The organism is Microcoleus sp. D2_18a_B4, assembly GCF_036702475.1.
Lineage (GTDB): Bacteria > Cyanobacteriota > Cyanobacteriia > Cyanobacteriales > Microcoleaceae > Microcoleus.
The window spans coordinates 1-19,272 of record NZ_JAUBTL010000097.1; the positions used below are offsets into that span (position 1 = coordinate 1).

Genomic DNA, 19,272 nt, shown 5'->3' on the forward strand with positions numbered 1-19,272 from the left:
GTTGACTGTTGACTGTTGACTGTTGACTGTTGACTGTTGACTGTTGACTGTTGACTGTTGACTGTTGACTGTTACCAATGCCCAATCCCCGATGCCCAATGCCCAATGCCCAATGCCCAATGCCCAATGCCCGATGCCCGATGCCCAATGCCCAATGCCCAATGCCCAATTCCCCATTCACTTAGCAAACTGGCGAATATATTTAGCAACAACATCCGGGACTTCCTGCGGCAAATTGCTTTCCCCCGGACTGACCAATTGCAGTTCGGCATTAGGAGCCAGAGCAGCATAGGATTGACACAAAGACGAAGCTGCGGGAGTATCTTCAGAACCCTGCAACAGCAAAACAGGCGCTTTCAGCAAAGGCAAATTCTCCTCAACTAATTCCGCTGTAATTTCAGCCCGCCGCCGCCCGAACAGCAACTGCACGGCAACTGGGGACTGCATCAACTGCTGTCTGAACTTTAGCAATCCGTCAATCTTGTTTTGGCTACCCAGCAACTTAGCAATTGGATAGATCGATCGTAGCAACCACAAAGCCAGCGGTGGTTTGCCGATCAGCCAGCTAGCCGTCTGCCACCGCCCCCGCCGGTTGCCAACCTTGACGCCTTCTGGGGCCAACAACACCAAACCCTGAACTCGATCGGGATATTTGATAGCGTAGCTGGTGGCCACCCAGCCGCCCACAGAGTGAGCGATTAAATAAACCTGTCGCAACTTCAAAGTATCGAGGTATTGGGCTAGACATTCTACTTCCAAGTCGATCGAATAATGAAGATTTGGGTGTTCCGAGTCGCCAAACCCCAGCAAATCCGGTGCGAAGCAGTGGTAGTAGGGGCTCAAATGTTCGATCGTCCTCAGCCACTGACTGCTGTCGTGCCAAGAACCGTGCAAAAATACTAAATTCGGGCCTTGACCGACTTCGTGCCAAAAGATTTGCCCTACAGAGAGTTTTACCCTAGAATTTCGTAGCGGTGAGTACATCCGGTTAAATATTTAGTAATAAAAAGATGATTAATTTAATGTTCAGAGATTGTGCATAAAAGTAGGAAAACATTGAAATACTCACCGGCTATCAGGCGCGGTGATTCTTGACGCTTCATCGGGTTCTGCTACCGAAATAGTCTGACAATCCCTCAGCACTCCATTTAGAGTCGTGGCGATTCCCCATCCCGACTTGAGCTATATTTCTAGCCGCATTTTCATCTCTATCCTGCTCGGTACCACAATTCAAACAGAGCACGCTCGCGAATAGATAAATCGATTTTACCCCACTTGAAACCACAGTCCGAACAGACCTGGCTGGTGGGTTCCCATCGACTAATCACCTTGAACTCTCTGCCCAACTTTTCCGACTTAGCTTCGCACCAATTCCTGAATTCTCTCCAACCTTGCAAGCTGATTACTCTAGCAAGTTTGCGGTTCTTAACCAGGCCCGACACATTTAAATCTTCCAAAACAATCACTTGGTTTTCGTTGACTATTTTGGTCGATAATTTCTGTAGAAAATCTTTACGAACATCAGAAATACGGTTATGAAGCTTGGCGAGCTTGATTCGAGTTATATTCCTTCTTTTGGAGTCATGAGGTTGGCGAGCTAACTTGCGTTGCAGTTTGCGAACTTTCCGGTCTAGTTTTTTATAACTAGGACTTTCGGCTTTGGCGCCATTACTCATTACCGCAAAGGTTTTAATCCCTAAGTCGATACCAATACTTGGATGCAAAGCCTCGGATTGAACGGGTTCGACCTCTACAACAAAGCTTAAGAAATAGCGATTAGCGCCATCCTTGATTACCGTGACCGAGCTAGGTGCTGACGGCAAATCCCTAGACCATATTGGCTTGACAATTCCAATTTTTGCTAAGTAAACGCCACCGTTTTTCTTCAGGGAAAATCCACGAAGAGTAAATCTTGCCGATTGACGGCTTGTCTTTTTTTTAAACCTAGGATACCGTACTTTTTGCCCTTTTCTTTTCCCTTTGTAGGAATCAAAGAAATTCTTAAAAGCCGTTTCTAAATCGGTTACAGACTGTTGCAAGGGAACGCATGACACCTCTTCCAGCCAAGTCCTTTCCTCAGTCTGTTTTGCCCCAGTTATTACTATTTTCTGAAGTTCGGTCGATTTCGGCTTTTTTTCGGATTGTTTGCAAAGTGCAAGAGCATCATTCCAGACAACGCGAACGCAACCGAATAACTGAGCCAAGCTCTGTTTCTGTTGGTCGGTCGGATAGATTCTGTACTTGTACCTTGCTTTCATTGTTTACTATTGCTTGATTGCTTTATTGTACCATGTATTATCAATACAATTAACTGAAAATGAAGAGAATCAAAGCCGTCCTATAAGGACGGGGCTTCAGCCCTCCGCTACGCTCCACCCAGTTCTTTGGTGAAAATTAATTCCACATTCATAACAGACAACTTTTGACCGCGAGGTAATTTCCGACTTTTCTCAAATTTGGATGCCCCGCCGATTTACGCCAAAGTTGTCAGGCCTTGAAAATAGTCCTGTAAGTGTTGGTCGTTATCGTGGCTGAGCTGGCCCTCCGGCAGCGATGCGGGGAAAAAAGCCTCAACCTCGCTGACTTCAAGCGTATCCTGAACTTGCATCTTGCCCTCTACCTCTGCTGCCACCACGATACAAATCGAGTGCAGGCGCGGGTCTCGATCGGCAGCCGAATAAACGCCCACCAAGCGACGAATTTTGACTAACTCGAGTCCTGTTTCCTCCGCTAATTCCCGCCGCACTGTCGTCGGAATATCCTCTCCCCAATCCACCATACCTCCCGGCAGTCCCCAGCGACCGTTGTCGCGGCGGCGAATTAACACAATTCGCCCGTCAGGCAATACGGGAATCACCGCAGTACCAGTGACGGGATGTCGAAAAATCAGTCCCAGCACAGTTTGTACAATTTGCCACAATCGACGCATAAACTCAAAAGCTTGTTTAGGAGATAGTAATTTCAGGGCTCCTAGCTTGCAGCTCCGGAGTCTTAATTTTTAATTTTTCATTCAGGCCAGAGGTCTGGCAAATCTGCTAATATCTCCGCTGCGTGAGATTCTGGTTTGACTTTGCGGTAAACCTTTTCAATCCTACCATCAGGGTCGATCGCGAAAGTCGATCGAGTAATCCCCATAAATTCTTTTCCCATAAACTTTTTGAGTCCGTAACAGCCGTAGACGGTAGCAACTTCGGCGTTTGAGTCGCACAGCAACGGAAAAGGTAGTTGATATTTAGCTGCAAACTTGGCGTGGGCCCCGGCCCCGTCTGTACTGACGCCGAGGACTGCTATATTGCGCGACTGGTACTGTAAGTAAATGTCGCGAAAGCCGCAAGCTTCTTTAGTACAGCCAGGGGTATTGTCCCTAGGGTAAAAATACAGTACAACTCGCCGCCCTCGAAAATCTGCAAGATTGAAAACATTGCCTTGTGCGTCGGGCAGACTGAAGAGAGGAGCTACGTCACCGGGGTTGATAGTCATTTGTCGTATTTGTCAATAGTTTATAGAAATCTTCTGGAAGATTGACAACATTGCGTCCCGATCGCACCCAGATTCCCAGCGACTTGAATCCCGGTGCTCTTTTTTCTGGGTCTTGTACCGGGTGTGCTATGATCGTCATCGGTCTAAAATTGAGTATAACTAGCCAACGTAATAACTTAACTGGATTAGTTGAGTGCGTAGTCACACCTAACGGTGTTGCGGTTTAGCTAGGCAGACAGGAATCCCCACACTATACCGATCAACATACCGATCGAAGGTTAGTGTGGGATAAAAGGCGCGTGAGACTCCTGATTCCACCCCTCCACAATCTCATAAGCATAGCTGTGAGCCGTGGACGGGTGGACAACGAGACGAACCAATTCCTTTTGATAATATCAGTGGGGCTGGACGTGTTCCTCACTTTAAAACGCCGTAGAGGGAAACGATTGGAGTACCTTGAAGGAAGTTCTCGATCTCCTTAACAGGACTCAGAAGCCTAAACCATATCGCTTGCGATTGTTGTGGCAGCGTCACGAAAGCTAAATTTGAACAAAACCTAGCTACAGAAAGAGAACAGATCGAGTACGGTAGGGCATACCGGAATTTACGCTTGGGGAGAAGACACCTATATTTTGGCTGGAGAAATCCTGTCGCAAGCAAGTGACTTCGCTGAACCAAGAATCTCAGTCACCAAGAGTGCACAGAGTGTCAAACTTAAGAATCCCCGTGCGTGAAAGCCCGGGGACTGTCAATGTTTATTAGTGAGGTCAGAATGGCTAAGCGCCGCAATCTCAAAAAAGAGAAGGCACAACGAAATCAAGCATACGCTCGCAAGTTTCGCAAGCGGAGAAATCAAGATATGTTCTCCAATAAGAGAAGGCGATTTGACGGCGGTAACGGCGGTGGCATGGGCGCCATGAGCGGTGGCGGCAGAGACAAAGACATGGCTGCTGCTGAAGATTAATTGAGTCAGGCTATCTGCCGAACTTAGAACCAGAGTGGAAAACACGATCGTTCTAAGGAGAGATAGCCAGCCGGAATTTGTCCAATAATTCAACGATGTTTAGGCGATTCGATCGCGCGCAGCGATAAGTGATTTTCTCACTTGTTCAAACCCGGTACCCCCGTAACTATTGCGAGCCGCCACCACTTGCTGAGGTGCGATCGCGCTGTAAATGTCTGTCTCAAAGGCTGGGTGCAAGTCTTTCCACTCCTCAAGTGTCAAATCTTTGAGGAGTTTGCCCCCCGAAAGGCAAGTTTTGACGACTTTGCCGACAAGGTTGTAAGCTTCCCGGAAGGGAACGCCTTTGGAGGCCAAGTAGTCGGCTACGTCTGTAGCGTTAGAAAAGTCTTCCGTAACAGCAGCAGCGAGGATCTCGCCATTAAACTCGATTCCTTCGCGCAACAAAATGGTCATTGCTTCCAAGCAACCCTGTACCGTTCTTACGGTATCAAACAAAGCCTCTTTATCTTCTTGTAAATCTTTGTTGTAGGCCAAAGGAAGTCCCTTCACTACTACCAACAAGGCTTGCAAGTTACCGAACACCCGCCCCGCTTTGCCCCGCACCAACTCCGGCACGTCGGGATTTTTTTTCTGGGGCATGATGCTAGAACCAGTAGCGCAGCTATCTTTGAGCGTAATAAATCCAAATTCGTGAGAAGACCACAAAATCATTTCTTCTGACAAGCGGCTCAGGTGTACCATAATCAAGCTGGCTGCAGCGAGAAATTCGATCGCAAAATCTCGATCGCTCACTCCATCTAAGCTATTAGCATAAACCTTGTCAAAATGCAAGAGTTCTGCAGTATAATGTCGGTCGATCGGGAAAGTCGTCCCCGCCAGCGCGCCACAACCCAAAGGCGAAACATTCACCCGCTTGCAGATATCGCCGAGACGTTCCCAATCGCGATCGGTCATTTCAAAATAAGCTAACAGGTAATGAGCCAAACTGATCGGCTGAGCGCGCTGCAAATGAGTGTAACCGGGAATTAAAGTTTCCACGTTACGATCGGCAAGATCGAGCAAAACCCCTTGAAATTCCCGCAATTGCGCGCGAATTTCTGCGATGCGATCGCGCAAATACAAGCGAGTATCAGTGCCGGCTTGATCGTTGCGCGATCGGGCAGTGTGCAACTTTTTCCCAGCATCCCCCACAATCTCCGTCAGCCGCTTCTCTACAGCGAAGTGAACGTCTTCTGCATCAACTCCCGGAACAAAAAGTCCTTGGCGGTATTCCCGGCGGATCTGTTCCAAACCATTGACTAACTGTTCGCCTTCGGCTGCGGAAATAATCCCCGTTTTGGCCAGCATTTTAGCGTGAGCGACAGAACCCGTCAAGTCATACTCAATCAATTCAATATCGAAGCCAATACTAGCATTAAATCGGGCGATCGCCGGGTGCAGCGCCGATTCAAATCTTTGACTCCAAGTTTTTTGTTGTGTTGTCATTGCTGAAGCTAAAACTAGATTATATCTCTGTTGCAGAAGTCTATAAAAACCGATTTGTAGCAAAGACTTTAGTCCTTCTTCCGGTTTGTAGTCGGCCCTTTAGTCCTCCCAAATTTTGTAAGAAAAAACTCAAGTCCTGACTACAAAGTTTTTATACATCTTTTGACCAGAAAAAACTGAAGTCTTGACTACAAAATTGTGAAACTTTTGCTGCATCAGAAAGAAGTGAAGTTTGGGCTACAAACCTTTTAAATCAGTTACCGATAGCTTCTTCGACAAGAACTCTAACGAAAAATCCCTTTAAAGAACCAGCCAACAAAAATACCTATAAAAAAAGCTCCTATTTGACCAGTGTCAACAAAATTTTTCCAAGCTTTCTGGAAATTCGTAAAAATTTCGTAACTTTGAGCCAAAACCACCGTCGAACTCAAATGAGATTTCAAAACTACCACGTGAGCCACATCGTTCCAATTAATCGAACTGGTTAATCCAGCAGTAATTTCCGGCATTAAATTAACTATCATGGTGATTTTCTCCTGCTAAAGGTGTTACCCTCAGTACAACCAGTGTCATGTCATCTTCGTTACGATTGCCGATGCCGATAAACTGGTGTACGCGATCGAACAAATAATCCAAAATTTCTTCAGACTGCTGGTAATTTTGACAGGCCCACTGAAAAGCAGAGGTCAAGTTATCCTCATCAAACCGATCGCCCCTTTGATTAGCAGCATCGGTAAATCCGTCTGTGTAATAAATAATAGTATCTCCTGGCTGCAATTGCACGCTTGCTTCTTGGTAATGCGAATCAGCATCCAGCCCAATTAACATTCCCTCCAAAGTATCAAGCTGAAGAATCGAATTAGTTGCAGCTTGCCACAGCAAAGGCGGGTGGTGAGCAGCATTGCTGTAAGCCAAAACGCGAGTTTTCGGGTCATACTCCGAATAAAACAGAGTCACAAAACGGTGGGAATTTTCCAAATCCGCGTGCATAACCCGGTTTAAATGTTGCAAAATTCTCGACGGCGAGTGGCGGTTCAAAACCTCCGCCCGCAGCATACCCCGTGTCATCGTCATCAACAGGCCCGCTGGTACTCCTTTGCCCATCACATCGCCGATGACAATGCTCCAGCGGCCCTTGTCGATTTTGGACTTGAGATTTTTAATTAGGGATGGGGGGCTTTCCCCCTCATTCTCCTTGCCGATCGGGTCATAGTCAGCGGGAATAAAATCATAATAATCTCCGCCGACTCTGCTAGCAGTTTGGCAGCGGGCGGCCACGTCAAGGCCGGGAATTTTCGGACAACTCCGGGGCTGCAGCCGCAATTGAATTTCCGCCCCGATTTCTAACTCTCTGTCTAAGCGGTCTTTTTCCGCCAACTTAACAGTAAGTTCGTCTTTGCAAATAGCCACGGCGGTTTGATCCGCCACCAACCGAACTAATTTCTGTCTGCTGGGAGTCCAGAGATATTGCGGATCACTGCTAAAAACATAAAGCCGTCCCCGTTCCAAATTGTTGACTAAAATTGGCGCCCCAAACAAATGAACATCCGGGCCCAAATAACGACCGACTTGCAAGTCTAGACTAGAAGTTTGCCCAGAGGTTTCCGAAAACGTTCCAGCAGTAGCGCCCGCACCTGCTGTAGCTTGCCTGGTGGCTATTTCCAGCGCTTTTCGCATATCTTGGCACTGCCGTCCTTCCTGACAATGCAACTGCTGGAACCTGACTTGACCGTTGGGTTTGAACAGCACTAAAGCTCCGCCGTCGGCGTCCGTAACGCGAGTCGCCACCAAAGGCACCAACTCCAAAAATTGGTTGAGATTGTTAAAACTTCGCAGGGCAAATCCCAGCGAACCCAACATATCTTGAACGTTGTGCTGATATCGGTGCAAACGCGCCACCAGTTCTTTGAGGGCAAATACTGGCGTCGCGTCGGTGGAATTGCGACCCGGAGGGCGGTCAGCAGGTTGAGGTGAGGGACGAGGCAAAGGCACAGCAGTCATTTTAAATTTGTGATTTTCGATTTTAGACCGAGGAGGAATGATTGAGGACTTCTATCAATTCCGGTTGCACCGGAATTATTGTTGACTGTTGACTGTTGACTGTTAACTGTTAACTGTCAGTCGAAGAACTGAATGATAGTTGAGTATTGACTGTTGATTCGATTTTACAATTCCGATGCTAGCGGAGTTGATATTACGGGCCACTTGAACAGAAACCCGTTTTTTTTCGAGCAAGCAGTTTGGTTTGAGGAAGTAAGTTGGGTACTAGGACATTGGTATCAACTTAAGTGGGAAATTCTCAAGAAATCTCGTTTATAGCTTAGTCTAGATACGCCCTAAATCCCCTTAACAAGAAGGGGGACTTTGACCCTTTCCCGTCCCCCCCACTATTAGGGGGGCGCCAGGGGGATCGGGAAGACTATGCAATCAGACAGCAGACTGATACTACATTTGAGCTTAATTTTACGCCCTTGCTTTGGCTCGCGCTTTGAGGGCAACCAAGCAATAACAGAACGAAGGTATTGTTTCTAGATATTTAGTTTTTACTCGCCACGGGCGATCGGCGCAAGTCCTGCGATGGTAGTTTGAGGTTAAGGATTTGAGATTTTGAACCTCTGTATCCGCCTCCAAAAATCGGGACGACCACAGATACCTGATCAATCTAAAATCTAAAATCTAAAATCTAAAATCGAGTAGGGCTTCCACAAATTCGTAACTAGAAAACGGGCGCAAGTCTTCGATGCTTTCCCCGACTCCAATAAAGCGGATGGGCAGACCAAGCTGCTGCACTACGGCTAGGGCAACACCACCTTTAGCAGAACCGTCGAGTTTTGTCAATACCACTCCGCTTAATTTTGCAGATTCTGCGAATACTTCTGCCTGTCGCAAACCATTTTGACCCAGTGTGGCATCCAAGACCAGTAGAGATTCTACGGTAGCGCCTGGGGCTTTCTTATCTACAATGCGACGGATTTTACTTAATTCGTCCATCAGATTTTTTTTGTTTTGCAGGCGGCCTGCGGTGTCTACGATCAGGAGTTCTGTGCCTCGGGCGCTGGCGGCGGCGATCGCATCAAACACGACAGCAGCCGGATCGGTATTTTTCCCTGGGTTGGCAATAATTTCGACCCCACTGCGGGAACCCCAAACTTTCACTTGTTCGACGGCGGCGGCGCGGAAAGTGTCGGCGGCAGCAATCAGGGTTTTGTAGCCGGATTTTTGGGCAATATGGGCCAGTTTGCCGATCGTCGTAGTTTTGCCCGCACCGTTGACTCCTACGATTAACCAGATGTTAAAAGTGTCTTTTTCCGGGGCAAATGTCAGGCTGTAGGCGGGATTACCGGCGGCGGTTTCGGCACAGGGAGCGTCCAGAATGTCGCGCAGGATGGTTTTCAGGTAGGCTAGAGCCTGTTCTGGCGGCAGCACTTCTTGTTTGAGTCTTTCTTGGAGGCGACTGATAATGATGTCGGTGGCTGCGACTCCGACATCGGCTTGTAGGAGCAAAGTCTCAATTTCGGCTACCGCATCTTGATTGAGCGGGCCTTGACCGACGATCGCCTTTAGTTGATTAATTAAGCTGCGGCGAGTTCTTTCTAAGCCTTTCCGCAGTTTTTGCAGCCAACTGATTTCTTCAACTGATACTTGGTCTGGGCGGCGGCCTTGACTGGCTAAGATTTCTGAAGACCACAGGAAGCCTTCGTCAAAGGCGAAACCGGGAATTTCTTCGATAATTGCGGCTCTCTCGGCGGCGGCTGCAATTACGTCTGGTTCTTCAATTGCGGTTTCTTTGAGGCGTTCGATGCGCTCCATGCGATCGGCCTGAGCTCTGGCCCAAAACGGCAGGGCTTCCCCTACTTCGCCGTCGGATGCGAGTGATTCGGTTTCTACAACCTCGGTTGCAGGTTCGGCAATTTCTATATTTTCTGCTGTAACTTCTAATTGTTGAGCAATAGGTGCAATGTCGATCGCCCCGGCTGTTGGTTGCAGAGTTTCTGCAATTTCTGCGGGCGTTGCTGCATCGAGTTCGAGATCCTCGGTTGCTTCAACAGTTGCTGGTGCTGCAACTTCTGGAACTTCTGCAACAGTTGAATCTGTGGGTGCTGGTTCAAGTTCGATCGGCTCGATTGCTTCAATAGTCGCCGGTTCTGCAACTTCTGCAACTGTCGCGATTTCTGCTTCGGCTGCTGGAACATCGGGCGCTGCTGTCTCGGAAACTTCTGTTTCGGGTTTTTGCTGTTTTTGAATATTTTTGTAAGCAGCTTTTGCCCAATTGAGATAATCTTCGGCTACAGCAGGAGAACCTTGCTCTGTTGTATCTGTTTGAGGCTCAACCGGTGCGGATTTTGCCGACTCATCTTGCTGCTGTTCGGGGGTTGCCTCTGTTTCAGAAGATTTATTTTCGCTGTACTGGCGACGAAACCAATTAAATACCATAGGAAATTGGGAATATAGTTATTAGTCCTTAGTTTAGAGCGGATTGCCGATTGCGGATTGCGGATTGCTAATGACTCTGGGTAAGGTTCGCGCCCCGCCGTGCAGCCTCCGGGTAAGGTGCCCACCAAGCACCCGGAGGACTGAGGACTAAGGACTAGGGACTAACAACTTCTGCGTTGATTTTATCGACTACTCGGCGGAGGACTCCGTTGATGAAGCGATGTCCTTCGTCGCCGCTGTAGCGTTTTGCGAGTTGGACGGCTTCGTTGACGCTGACTTGTTCGGGTAATCCGAGATATAGCATTTCGGCGATCGCGATTCTCATGATATCTCGATCGATCCGGGCCAACCGTTCTATTTGCCAGTCTACAAGGGCTTCCGAGAGCAATTCGTCAATTTGAACACGGTTGGCGCTGACTTTCGTCAGGATTTGCAAAGCGTAGGTGCGGACATCTTGCTGGTTGGCTAGCTGGATCAGTTCTGGAAACTCCATTGCTGAACCGAGACGGTTGATGGCGGTTTGGGTGAGTTCGACTGCTTCCCGCACCATTGCTCTAGCACTTTGTATATCGGCGGCACGGATTTCGCTGGCAAGCAGCTTGTCGCTACTCCGCTGCACTTCGGATGCTGCTGCTTCTAGGGATTCTTGAACTTCTGTTGTCAGGGTGCGGATGGCGGCGAGGAGAACATCTTGCAGTTTCTTGGCTTCTAAGAGTTCTGGATTCGTCGGCAGTTGGCTGATGCCGAGGAGTGCGAGTTCGCGTGCTGTTTCGCGGGCTTTTTTCATAATTTTTAGATAGGGATTGAGAATTTAGGAAGTTTTTCGATCGCGCGCGGACTTGAACTTTAGCAGAAAACTCGACTAAAAGCGGTACAAAACCAGCCGTCTGACTCGCCAGCGGCGGGTAGTTTACAGATACTTCGCTGTCAAACCCAAGATTTATGCTCGAAACCGGGTTTCTGAGTATAGGCTTTCTCGGTTTGGGCTGGTTTTGTCGAAATATTATCTGCTATGGGGAAAGTTTACACGGCCTTACCAGAAAGAATTGGTTTAAAGCCCCAAGCCTGATCGGGAGAAATTAAAAGAAGACTATAAATCATTACTCCAATCCTCTTCCTTCCAGCTAGAGGTCGCCCTTTTGCGGTCAACTGTCAACTGTCAACTGTCAACTGTCAACTGAAGGGCCACTAAAGATGTCCTGGTTCAATCTTCTTCGACTGGGACAGCCTGGTATCTTGATTCGGATACCAAGGGTTCGAGTGTTTTGCCCTTGATGTTTTCGGGGTTTACTGGAACTGAGTTGCTGGGGTTGACGATGCCGCCGGAGATGATGACTTTAAAGGCATCTTCGATCGACATTGACAAATTGACTAAATCTGCTTCCGGGACTATAGCGTACCATCCGGTGGTGGGGTTGGGAGTGGTGGGGATGAAAATGCCGATCGGGGTTTCACCGGAAAGGTGAGGTGGGATATCGTTACTCTCGATCGTACCGGTCACAAATGCTAAAGTCCAGATTCCTCGCCGGGGATATTCCACTAACACCACGCGGCGAAATTTGTCGTTTGATTTGAGGAGGGTTCCCAGCAGTTGTTTGAGGGTTTTGTAAACCGAACCGGCTAGGGGAATTGCCTGCAACACCCGTTCGCCAAAGTCTAGCAGCCACTTGCCGAAAATGTTGCGGGCCATTAAGCCGATGACTAAAATGCTCAGCAGGGGTACAGCCAGCCCTACTAAAAGATTTAACAGATTCACCAAAATCGGGTGGAGTCCGTCAAAAGGGTTGATCTGCTTGGGAATTTTGGTGAGAAAATTGATCACCCAACTGGCGACGGTAATTGTCAGCCAGATGGTGGTAGCTAAGGGTATCACTACCAATAGTCCTGCGATCAGGTCGTTTTTTAAGTCTTGTTTGATGCGTTGGAGCACGGCGGGTCAAATCTCCTCGTAACTGGTTCCCAATAACCTGAATAAAGCTGAGACTAAAGCAACTGCACGGGCTTTACTGGATGTCACCATAGACGATCGTCTTCAATTCTGCTAAACCCTACCCTTTCTGAGGGGGAAGAGTTAGGGATCGCCGGTGCTGTACCTCTATTTTAAAGAATTATTGCAAGTTGGCGCTTGATTTTAATATATGCGGGCTGTGCAGCAGCTCACCGTATTGTATATTTTAAGACATTTTGGGTCAGTTCAATCAATAAGCCGATCGGTCTGAGACAGCCTGGGAGTGCGAGTGTAGCGAGTCCAGACAAATTTTCTGGGATTTGTATAGGAAATTAATTGGTCGATCGAGCTTTCTCAGATTTTCGGCGGGGTGGCACTTCGTTTTACCGAATTCAGGGGAATCTCTGCAGGTTGAGTTCAGTGTCTATGCAAAAAACTATCTTTAGATAGATGCAGCGTGCCCAGTGTTATTAGTTGATGAGTGGTAATTTTTGATGGGGGAGAGCGCTCGATAAGCCAACTGTGGGATCGGTTGCAACTGTTGCATGGGAGGCAAATCCGGGAAAAAGTAAAGCAGACAGACCAGCAACTTTGACTTTTTTTGACAGGATCGATATTCAGGAAATAAGGGGAGAATTCAAGGGAATTCGAGTTTGAGAGGAGTGGCAAAGCAATATAGAATTAACTCGTGCATCACTACAAAAAAAAATAATCTGCCAAACGAGGTAGCAGTAGTTAGTAGCAAGCGAGATAAATTACTACTTAGCTAGTTGTTTCTAGCCAGAAGCGCGAAACTATTTGTTCAACAGGGTATAGCTAAACTGCTGCATAGAAGCAAGACTCCAGCGGTGCCGATTCCTTGGAAGCAGACGAAAGTTAAGGAAAAACAAGCGTACTAGCCAATCAAGTCAGAGCGGGGATTCACCTCGCGGCAAGCAGCAATAGACTTGGTTACAAGTTAGGATTGAGATATGAATGCTCAACTCGTCACTAACCCCAGCCTAAAGGCATGGGGCTTGAAAGAGGAAGGCTTACCACCTTCTTAATTCAAGACTAAAACAGTGTCTAGCCTGCGTCTTTAAGACAAACTGAGCCATCTGGGAGTGGTATCCCACCAGACGTTAAGAATGCCTCCCTAGTTTTTAACCGCTCGGATGTGCTAGTGGCGAAGGGAAATATATACCTAGAAATAGGACTTACCGTAAATGTTTGTACCCGTTGTCAACAGTGAAAATAGACCCCTAATGCCGACTACCCCAAGCCGTGCAAAGCGTTGGATTAAGTCAGGTAAGGCTGCACCATTCTGGAAAAAGGGGGTATTTTGTGTTCGATTGAATGTAGAACCTTCAAGCCACAATTATCAACCAATAGCGGTTGGCATCGATCCAGGCAGCAAGCGTGAAGGATTTACCGTTAAATCCAAATCCCATACCTACTTAAACATCCAAACCCATGCGATCGATTGGGTAAAAGACCATGTTGAGGTCAGGCGCAATATGCGACGTGCTAGGCGATTTCGGAATACTCCATGCCGTCAAAACCGAGCTAACAGATTAGTTAACAAAAATCGCATACCCCCATCTACTAAGTCAAGGTGGCAGTGGAAGTTAAGGATAGTTAATTGGTTAACCTCTATGTTTCCCGTATCAGCTTTTGTTGTAGAGGACATCAAAGCCAGTACTTGGAAAAACGGACGCAAGTGGAACGTATCGTTTAGCCCCTTAGAAGTAGGCAAACACTGGTTCTATTCTGAACTTATAAAGATTGCCCATCTTGAGATTAGATCGGGAAACGATACTTACGAACTGCGTCAAAATTTAGGACTCCAAAAGTCAAAACAGAAACTATCAAACAAGTTTGAGGCTCACTGCGTTGATTCTTGGGTGTTGGCTAATTGGTACGCGGGAGGACACATTCGACCCGACAACACCAAGCTAACAGAAGTAATCCCCCTTGAGTGTCATCGCAGACAGCTCCATCGCTTGCAACATTCCACAGGTCATATTCGCCCTCGTTATGGTGGCACAATTAGTATCGGGTTTAAGCGCGGTTCAATTGTTAAACACCCTAAATACGGATTTTGTTACGTTGGCGGTTGGCAAGAATCTCCAACAAAGAAAGACCCGTACCGGAAAACAATTAGCTTGCACGATTTAAAAACTGGCAAGCGTCTAACTCAAAACGCATCGCCCGCAGATTGTAAATTTTTGTCCTACAACTCGTGGCGCATTACAAATTAAATTGTAAAGCCGTCCTAGAAGGACGGGGTTTCTACCCATTTTTCTGATGAAACCAATTGATTTTTACATTTTTTTATGCCATTGAAAACGCAAGACTTTTTTGGGCTTCACTTAAAGCCGCAGCCCGATAAAATTTTGTATCCGATAATTAATATTTAAGTAAAAGGAATTTTTGTGAAAACGCTCAATATCCTCTTAGTAGAAGACAGTCCCCTAGATGCCGAACTGATTGAGGCATATCTAATGGATGGCGGGCTCCAATTTTCTCTGGTGTGTGTGGAAAATCGAGAAGACTTTGCCACGGCGCTGGAAAAACAACGTTTTGACATTATTTTGGCAGATTATATGCTGCCTTGTTTTAACGGGATAGCTGCATTGGAAATCGCCCACACTACTTGTCCGGGAGTGCCGTTTATTTTTGTTTCGGCTACTTTGGGTGAGGAAGTGGCGATCGAAACTTTGAAAAGCGGCGCTACTGATTATGTTCTCAAACGCCGTTTGATACGCTTGGTGCCGTCGATTCAGCGGGCCCTGCGGGAAGTTCAAGAACGGAACGAGCGCAAGCAAGCCGAAGCACAGCAGCAGGAGAGCGAAGCTCGATTTCGGATTATGGCAGATACCGCGCCGGTGATGATTTGGATGTCGGACACTGACCAACTTGGCGATTACTTTAATAAAGTTTGGCTGGAGTTTACCGGTAGAACTTTGGCGCAAGAAATAGGCACGGGTTGGATGGAAAGCTTGCACCCAGATGACTTGCCAGAATGTCTGGATATTTACCAAAAAGCCTTCAAAGCTGGCAGCGAGTACCGGCTCGAATGCCGGCTGAGACGCTATGACGGGGAATACCGCTGGGTTTTGGGTACGGGCGTACCCCGGTACAGGCCCGATCGCACTTTTGCAGGTTACATCGGTTCTTACATCGATATTAGCGATCGGAAACAGGCAGAACAAGAACGCGCTGCCGCTTTGTCCCGCGAACAAGCAGCGAGGTTGCAAGCAGAAGAAACAGCTAAAGCGCTGCAATCGGCAAACTATCGAATTACTAACATTCTCGAAAGCATTACCGATGCTTTTATCGCAGTAGATTTAAATTGGAACTATACCTATGTCAACCACCAAGCTATTGAGCTTTTAGGCAGACCAAAAGTAGAACTGATCGGTAAAAAGGTTTGGGAGATATTTCCCTGGGCGGTCGATTTACAGGGTTACAAAATGGCTACCCAAGCAGTAGCAGAAAAGGTAACAATCGAGTATGAAGAATTCGTGCCGCTATGGAATAAGTGGTTGAAGGTGCGTTTTTATCCTTCCGATTCTGGTTTGTCGGCTTACATCCAAGACGTTAGCGATCGCAAGCAAGCAGAAGCTGCATTCAAAGCTAGCGAAGAAAAGCTGCGAATGTTGGTCGAAGCTAACTTGATCGGCATTATGTTCGGGGATGTTAACGGCCGTATCATGGAGGCCAACGATGAATTTTTGCGGATAGTTGGTTACACGCGGGAACAGTTGCAGCGCGGGGAATTAAACTGGATTGAGATCACGCCGGCGGAGTATCGATCTCTCGACGAGAAGGGGATTGCAGAGGCACAAGAAACGGGAGTTTGCACTCCCTACGAAAAGGAATTCTGGAGGAGAGACGGTAGCCGGATTCCGGTGCTGATCGGATATGTTTTGCTGGCGCAAAAGCGACAAGAATCTGTGGCTTTTATTCTCGATTTGACGGTTGGCAAGCAGTTGGAAAGAGAACTGCACGATCGAGCCGAGGAATTGGCGCGGGCGAACCGGATTAAAGACGAGTTTCTAGGAACTTTGTCCCACGAATTGCGGACGCCGCTGAATGCGATGCTGGGATGGGCACAACTGTTGCGAAACCGCAAGTTTGACGAAAAAACGACTGTTCGCGCTCTGGAAACGATCGACCGCAATACGCGCTCGCTGGCAACTCTGATCGACGATTTGCTGGACGTGTCACAGATTATTACCGGGAAATTGTCGCTGAATTTGCGGTGGGTGGATGTGATTTCGACTGTTGAGGCTGCGATAAAGACTCTCGCGCCCGCGATTGGGGCAAAAAATATTGAAATTGTGACGGATTTCGACCCAACTGTGGGGCGGATTTGTGGCGATGCCGGCCGCTTGCAACAGGTGGCGTGGAATTTGCTGTCGAATGCGATTAAGTTTACTCCCGATGGCGGACAGGTGAGGGTGGCGGTGCGGAAGGTGGAGGGGACGATGGCCCGTGAGGAATCCGCTTGCTGTAAAAATTTGTCGCCCGCTTGTGTGGAAATTGAGGTCAGCGACACGGGACAAGGGATTACGGAAGAGTTTTTGCCGCACGTTTTCGAGCGGTTCAGCCAAGCTGACAGCTCTATAAGGCGATCGTACAACGGATTGGGTTTGGGTTTGGCGCTAGTGCGTCATTGTGTGGAAATGCACGGGGGGACGGTGCAAGCGGCATCGGCTGGGAAGGGACAGGGAGCGAGCTTTTTGGTGAGATTGCCAATTAAACAGCCGCGTGGCGACGGCGGATTTTCTGTTTCCGGGTCGGGGGAGTTTGGGGTTCCTCAAAGCCAGGCGCCAGCCGCTGTAAAGGAGTCTTTTGTCAGCAGCAATCTTTCGGGAGTGCGGGTGTTGGTGGTCGATATCGACGCTGATTCCCTGGATTTTACCTGTACAGTGCTCGAAGATTGCGGGGCCTTGGTGGAGACCGCTAGGTCGGGAATCGAAGCCCTGGAGGCGATTGAAAGGCTGAATCCAGATGTGTTGGCGATCGATATCGAGATGCAGGCCCCTGATGGAGAGGCTTTGCTGCAGCAAGTGCGATCGCGGATGGCGGACAGGGAAATTCCGGCGTTGGCGTTCACGGCGGTTGGTAGGGTAGAGGAACGGGTACGGGCACTGCAGCAAGGTTTTCAAATTTACGTGCCCAAGCCGATCGAGCCTGCTGAGTTGGTGGCGGTGGTGGCAAGTTTGGCGGCGCGATCGAACGATTTTAGATTTTAGATATTAGATTTTAGATTGACTCCGCGATGACCGATGTCGTAACTACACATCAATTTTCTTGGATTCGAGCGATCGCTCGAATCCAAGAAAAACTTTTTTTACTATTAATCAGAAAGAGCTATAGCAGTTCTCAAAAAAGTGAGGTATGCCCAATGCCCAATGCCCAATGCCCAATGCCCAATGCCCATGAGTACCTCATCTTTCTGAGAAAGGCTATAATTTGTCAAGCCCCAAAAGTTATAAATTTAATTTAGATTACAGTGTGTAGTTTTTGATACTGATAGCAGTTTCTAAAAGGAATGCAACTGTAGAAAAGTTTCAAACCCCGATCGTCATCAGTATTACGATTTCTAAAATCTAAAATCTAAAATCTAAAATTATATGAGGTTCAGGGACGATCGCCCTTAACAGTCTCTCCTCAAATATCAAGTTCACAACTGGGTGCTTCATTAAGCCAGGGATTGAATCACAATTAACCTCATTTGTCATACCCCAAAAGTTATAGATTTAATTTAAGTCAAAGTTTTTAGCTTTTGATCATAGGTGCAGGGACGATCGCCCCTAACACTATCTCCTCAAATATCAAGTTCAGCAACGAGATGCTTCATTAGAAAAATATTCGGCCGGCGTAAATGCTTATAACACTCCTCTATTGCCCGCCGTGCAATGATTTTTTCGTTCTTGGATGTGGACTCGTCGCCCGATTCCCACTATCGACGACTAGATACCAATTGCACCCGACCGGCATCCATTTCATCCATTAATAACTCTAAAGCCTCATAATCAATATCCGAGATGTACCCCAAACGGGTGAGCTCGTAATTGATTTCGTTTTCAATGTCAGGCGTCAACTGCTTAATGTAGAGGGCTTTTTCTACAAGTTGACGAATAGCATGAGTTGCTTGCATAGTAAGTCGGAGAACTCCGTACAGTTTTATTCTCCTCTAAACTGTCGAGCAAACAGGTGATCTAGATCAGAACTAATAAGTGATTTAAATTACATTGTTCAGTTTTATCTAACAGCTACGGCAAAGTCAATCGCAATTTTTATAGTTGCCAAGACTAAACCTACAGGCATAAATAAAAAATCGTATAGTAGCTTACGTTTCCTCCCGAAATCTTACGCAAAACTTCATAAAAAAGAGTCAATAAATAAAGATTCAGTAAAACTACTGACAACAACTGGTCAGTTTGCCTCAAATTAAGTTAGGCTCAGAGTAATCAAGTAGGTTTAGGCTTACATCCGTCCAGCGCAGTAGTTGAAAATACGTAGCAATCATAGGTTTGACATATGCAGACACTTCTTGCCCATAAACCAATTACGGTGATTCGACCCCTAGACTACCTGAATGCAGCCACCTGCGAAGAATTCGGACGGCAACTAGCGACAGCAATTGCAGCCCCCGGAGTTGTAGCGGTACTCGTAGATTTGGCCGAAGTAAAATTTATTGACAGTGCAGGTTTGATGGCATTGGTTTCGGGCCTCAAGCAGGCGAAAAAAATGGGGCGCAGGTTTAGTCTTTGCTCGGTATCCCCTGGGATTAAGATGATTCTGGAACTCAGCCAACTCGATCGAGTTTTTGAGATATTTGAAAATGTCGATAGCTTTGAGGCCGAAAACTCCTGCGTAAAACAACACTGTTGACATACTCACCGCCCTAAAAGTGCGGTGATTCTTGACACTTCACTGACTGACGCAACCGAAGTCGTCTTACTCT

At 47.4% G+C, this 19,272-nt stretch carries 17 protein-coding genes; 5 read left to right on the top strand and 12 right to left on the bottom strand.

All coding sequences use genetic code 11. From position 1 onward, the window contains the following. Nucleotides 1-177: 177 nt before the first annotated feature. The 5 genes from QUB04_RS31000 to QUB04_RS31020 form a co-directional block, all read right to left on the bottom strand. Nucleotides 178-984 (bottom strand): alpha/beta hydrolase, encoded by an 807-nt coding sequence (locus tag QUB04_RS31000; protein ID WP_333290517.1) that lies wholly within the window; start codon nt 982-984, stop codon nt 178-180. Nucleotides 985-1,208: 224 nt separating this feature from the next. Further along, on the bottom strand, nt 1,209-2,258 hold the full coding sequence (locus QUB04_RS31005; RefSeq protein WP_333290518.1) for an RNA-guided endonuclease TnpB family protein: 1,050 nt from the start codon (nt 2,256-2,258) through the stop codon (nt 1,209-1,211). A 215-nt stretch (nt 2,259-2,473) separates the two neighbouring features. Next, the gene (locus QUB04_RS31010; protein ID WP_333290519.1) at nt 2,474-2,929 is read right to left on the bottom strand and encodes an NUDIX hydrolase; all 456 of its coding nucleotides are present in this window, start codon (nt 2,927-2,929) and stop codon (nt 2,474-2,476) included. Nucleotides 2,930-3,006: 77 nt separating this feature from the next. Continuing rightward, nucleotides 3,007-3,480, bottom strand: coding sequence for a thioredoxin-dependent thiol peroxidase (bcp, locus tag QUB04_RS31015; protein WP_333290520.1), 474 nt, complete (start codon nt 3,478-3,480; stop codon nt 3,007-3,009). Continuing rightward, on the bottom strand, nt 3,461-3,619 hold the full coding sequence (locus QUB04_RS31020) for a hypothetical protein (RefSeq protein ID WP_333290521.1): 159 nt from the start codon (nt 3,617-3,619) through the stop codon (nt 3,461-3,463). Before QUB04_RS31020 ends, bcp begins: the two co-directional genes overlap by 20 nt. A 633-nt stretch (nt 3,620-4,252) precedes the next feature. Here QUB04_RS31020 and QUB04_RS31025 point away from each other — a divergent pair. Further along, nucleotides 4,253-4,444 (top strand): hypothetical protein, encoded by a 192-nt coding sequence (locus tag QUB04_RS31025; protein ID WP_190738786.1) that lies wholly within the window; start codon nt 4,253-4,255, stop codon nt 4,442-4,444. A gap of 99 nt (nt 4,445-4,543) precedes the next feature. Here QUB04_RS31025 and argH read toward each other — a convergent pair whose 3' ends face one another. From argH to QUB04_RS31040, 3 genes are all read right to left on the bottom strand, one after another. Next, nucleotides 4,544-5,929, bottom strand: a complete 1,386-nt coding sequence (gene argH / locus QUB04_RS31030) for an argininosuccinate lyase (protein WP_333290522.1) — start codon at nt 5,927-5,929, stop codon at nt 4,544-4,546. 284 nt (nt 5,930-6,213) lie between these two features. After that, entirely contained in the window at nt 6,214-6,453 is a 240-nt protein-coding gene (locus QUB04_RS31035) for a hypothetical protein (protein WP_333290523.1), read from the bottom strand. Next, the gene (locus tag QUB04_RS31040; protein ID WP_333141458.1) at nt 6,443-7,930 is read right to left on the bottom strand and encodes a PP2C family protein-serine/threonine phosphatase; all 1,488 of its coding nucleotides are present in this window, start codon (nt 7,928-7,930) and stop codon (nt 6,443-6,445) included. The genes QUB04_RS31035 and QUB04_RS31040 overlap by 11 nt, the downstream gene beginning before the upstream one ends. A 153-nt stretch (nt 7,931-8,083) precedes the next feature. On the opposite strand from QUB04_RS31040, the gene QUB04_RS31045 reads away from it, so the two are divergent. Next, nucleotides 8,084-8,248 carry a hypothetical protein gene (locus QUB04_RS31045; protein WP_333290524.1) on the top strand — a complete coding sequence of 55 codons (165 nt, stop codon included), beginning with the start codon at nt 8,084-8,086 and terminating at the stop codon, nt 8,246-8,248. 357 nt (nt 8,249-8,605) lie between these two features. Here QUB04_RS31045 and ftsY read toward each other — a convergent pair whose 3' ends face one another. From ftsY to QUB04_RS31060, 3 genes are all read right to left on the bottom strand, one after another. After that, nucleotides 8,606-10,363 (bottom strand): signal recognition particle-docking protein FtsY, encoded by a 1,758-nt coding sequence (gene ftsY, locus QUB04_RS31050; RefSeq protein ID WP_333290525.1) that lies wholly within the window; start codon nt 10,361-10,363, stop codon nt 8,606-8,608. 154 nt (nt 10,364-10,517) lie between these two features. Further along, nucleotides 10,518-11,150 carry a transcription antitermination factor NusB gene (gene nusB / locus QUB04_RS31055; RefSeq protein ID WP_333164159.1) on the bottom strand — a complete coding sequence of 211 codons (633 nt, stop codon included), beginning with the start codon at nt 11,148-11,150 and terminating at the stop codon, nt 10,518-10,520. Nucleotides 11,151-11,567: 417 nt separating this feature from the next. Beyond that, nucleotides 11,568-12,293: a DUF502 domain-containing protein gene (locus QUB04_RS31060; protein WP_333290526.1), complete on the bottom strand. Its 726-nt coding sequence runs from the start codon at nt 12,291-12,293 to the stop codon at nt 11,568-11,570. A gap of 1,223 nt (nt 12,294-13,516) precedes the next feature. On the opposite strand from QUB04_RS31060, the gene QUB04_RS31065 reads away from it, so the two are divergent. Continuing rightward, nucleotides 13,517-14,551 carry an RRXRR domain-containing protein gene (locus tag QUB04_RS31065; RefSeq protein ID WP_333290527.1) on the top strand — a complete coding sequence of 345 codons (1,035 nt, stop codon included), beginning with the start codon at nt 13,517-13,519 and terminating at the stop codon, nt 14,549-14,551. Between the two features lie 174 nt (nt 14,552-14,725). After that, entirely contained in the window at nt 14,726-17,554 is a 2,829-nt protein-coding gene (locus tag QUB04_RS31070) for a PAS domain S-box protein (RefSeq protein ID WP_333290528.1), read from the top strand. A 710-nt stretch (nt 17,555-18,264) separates the two neighbouring features. On the opposite strand, the gene QUB04_RS31075 is transcribed toward QUB04_RS31070, so the two are convergent. Beyond that, on the bottom strand, nt 18,265-18,462 hold the full coding sequence (locus QUB04_RS31075; RefSeq protein WP_015176637.1) for a hypothetical protein: 198 nt from the start codon (nt 18,460-18,462) through the stop codon (nt 18,265-18,267). Between the two features lie 383 nt (nt 18,463-18,845). Here QUB04_RS31075 and QUB04_RS31080 point away from each other — a divergent pair, with 383 nt between their 5' ends. Beyond that, a complete protein-coding gene (locus QUB04_RS31080; protein ID WP_333290529.1) occupies nt 18,846-19,199 on the top strand; it encodes an STAS domain-containing protein in 354 nt (117 codons plus the stop codon). Nucleotides 19,200-19,272: the final 73 nt, after the last annotated feature.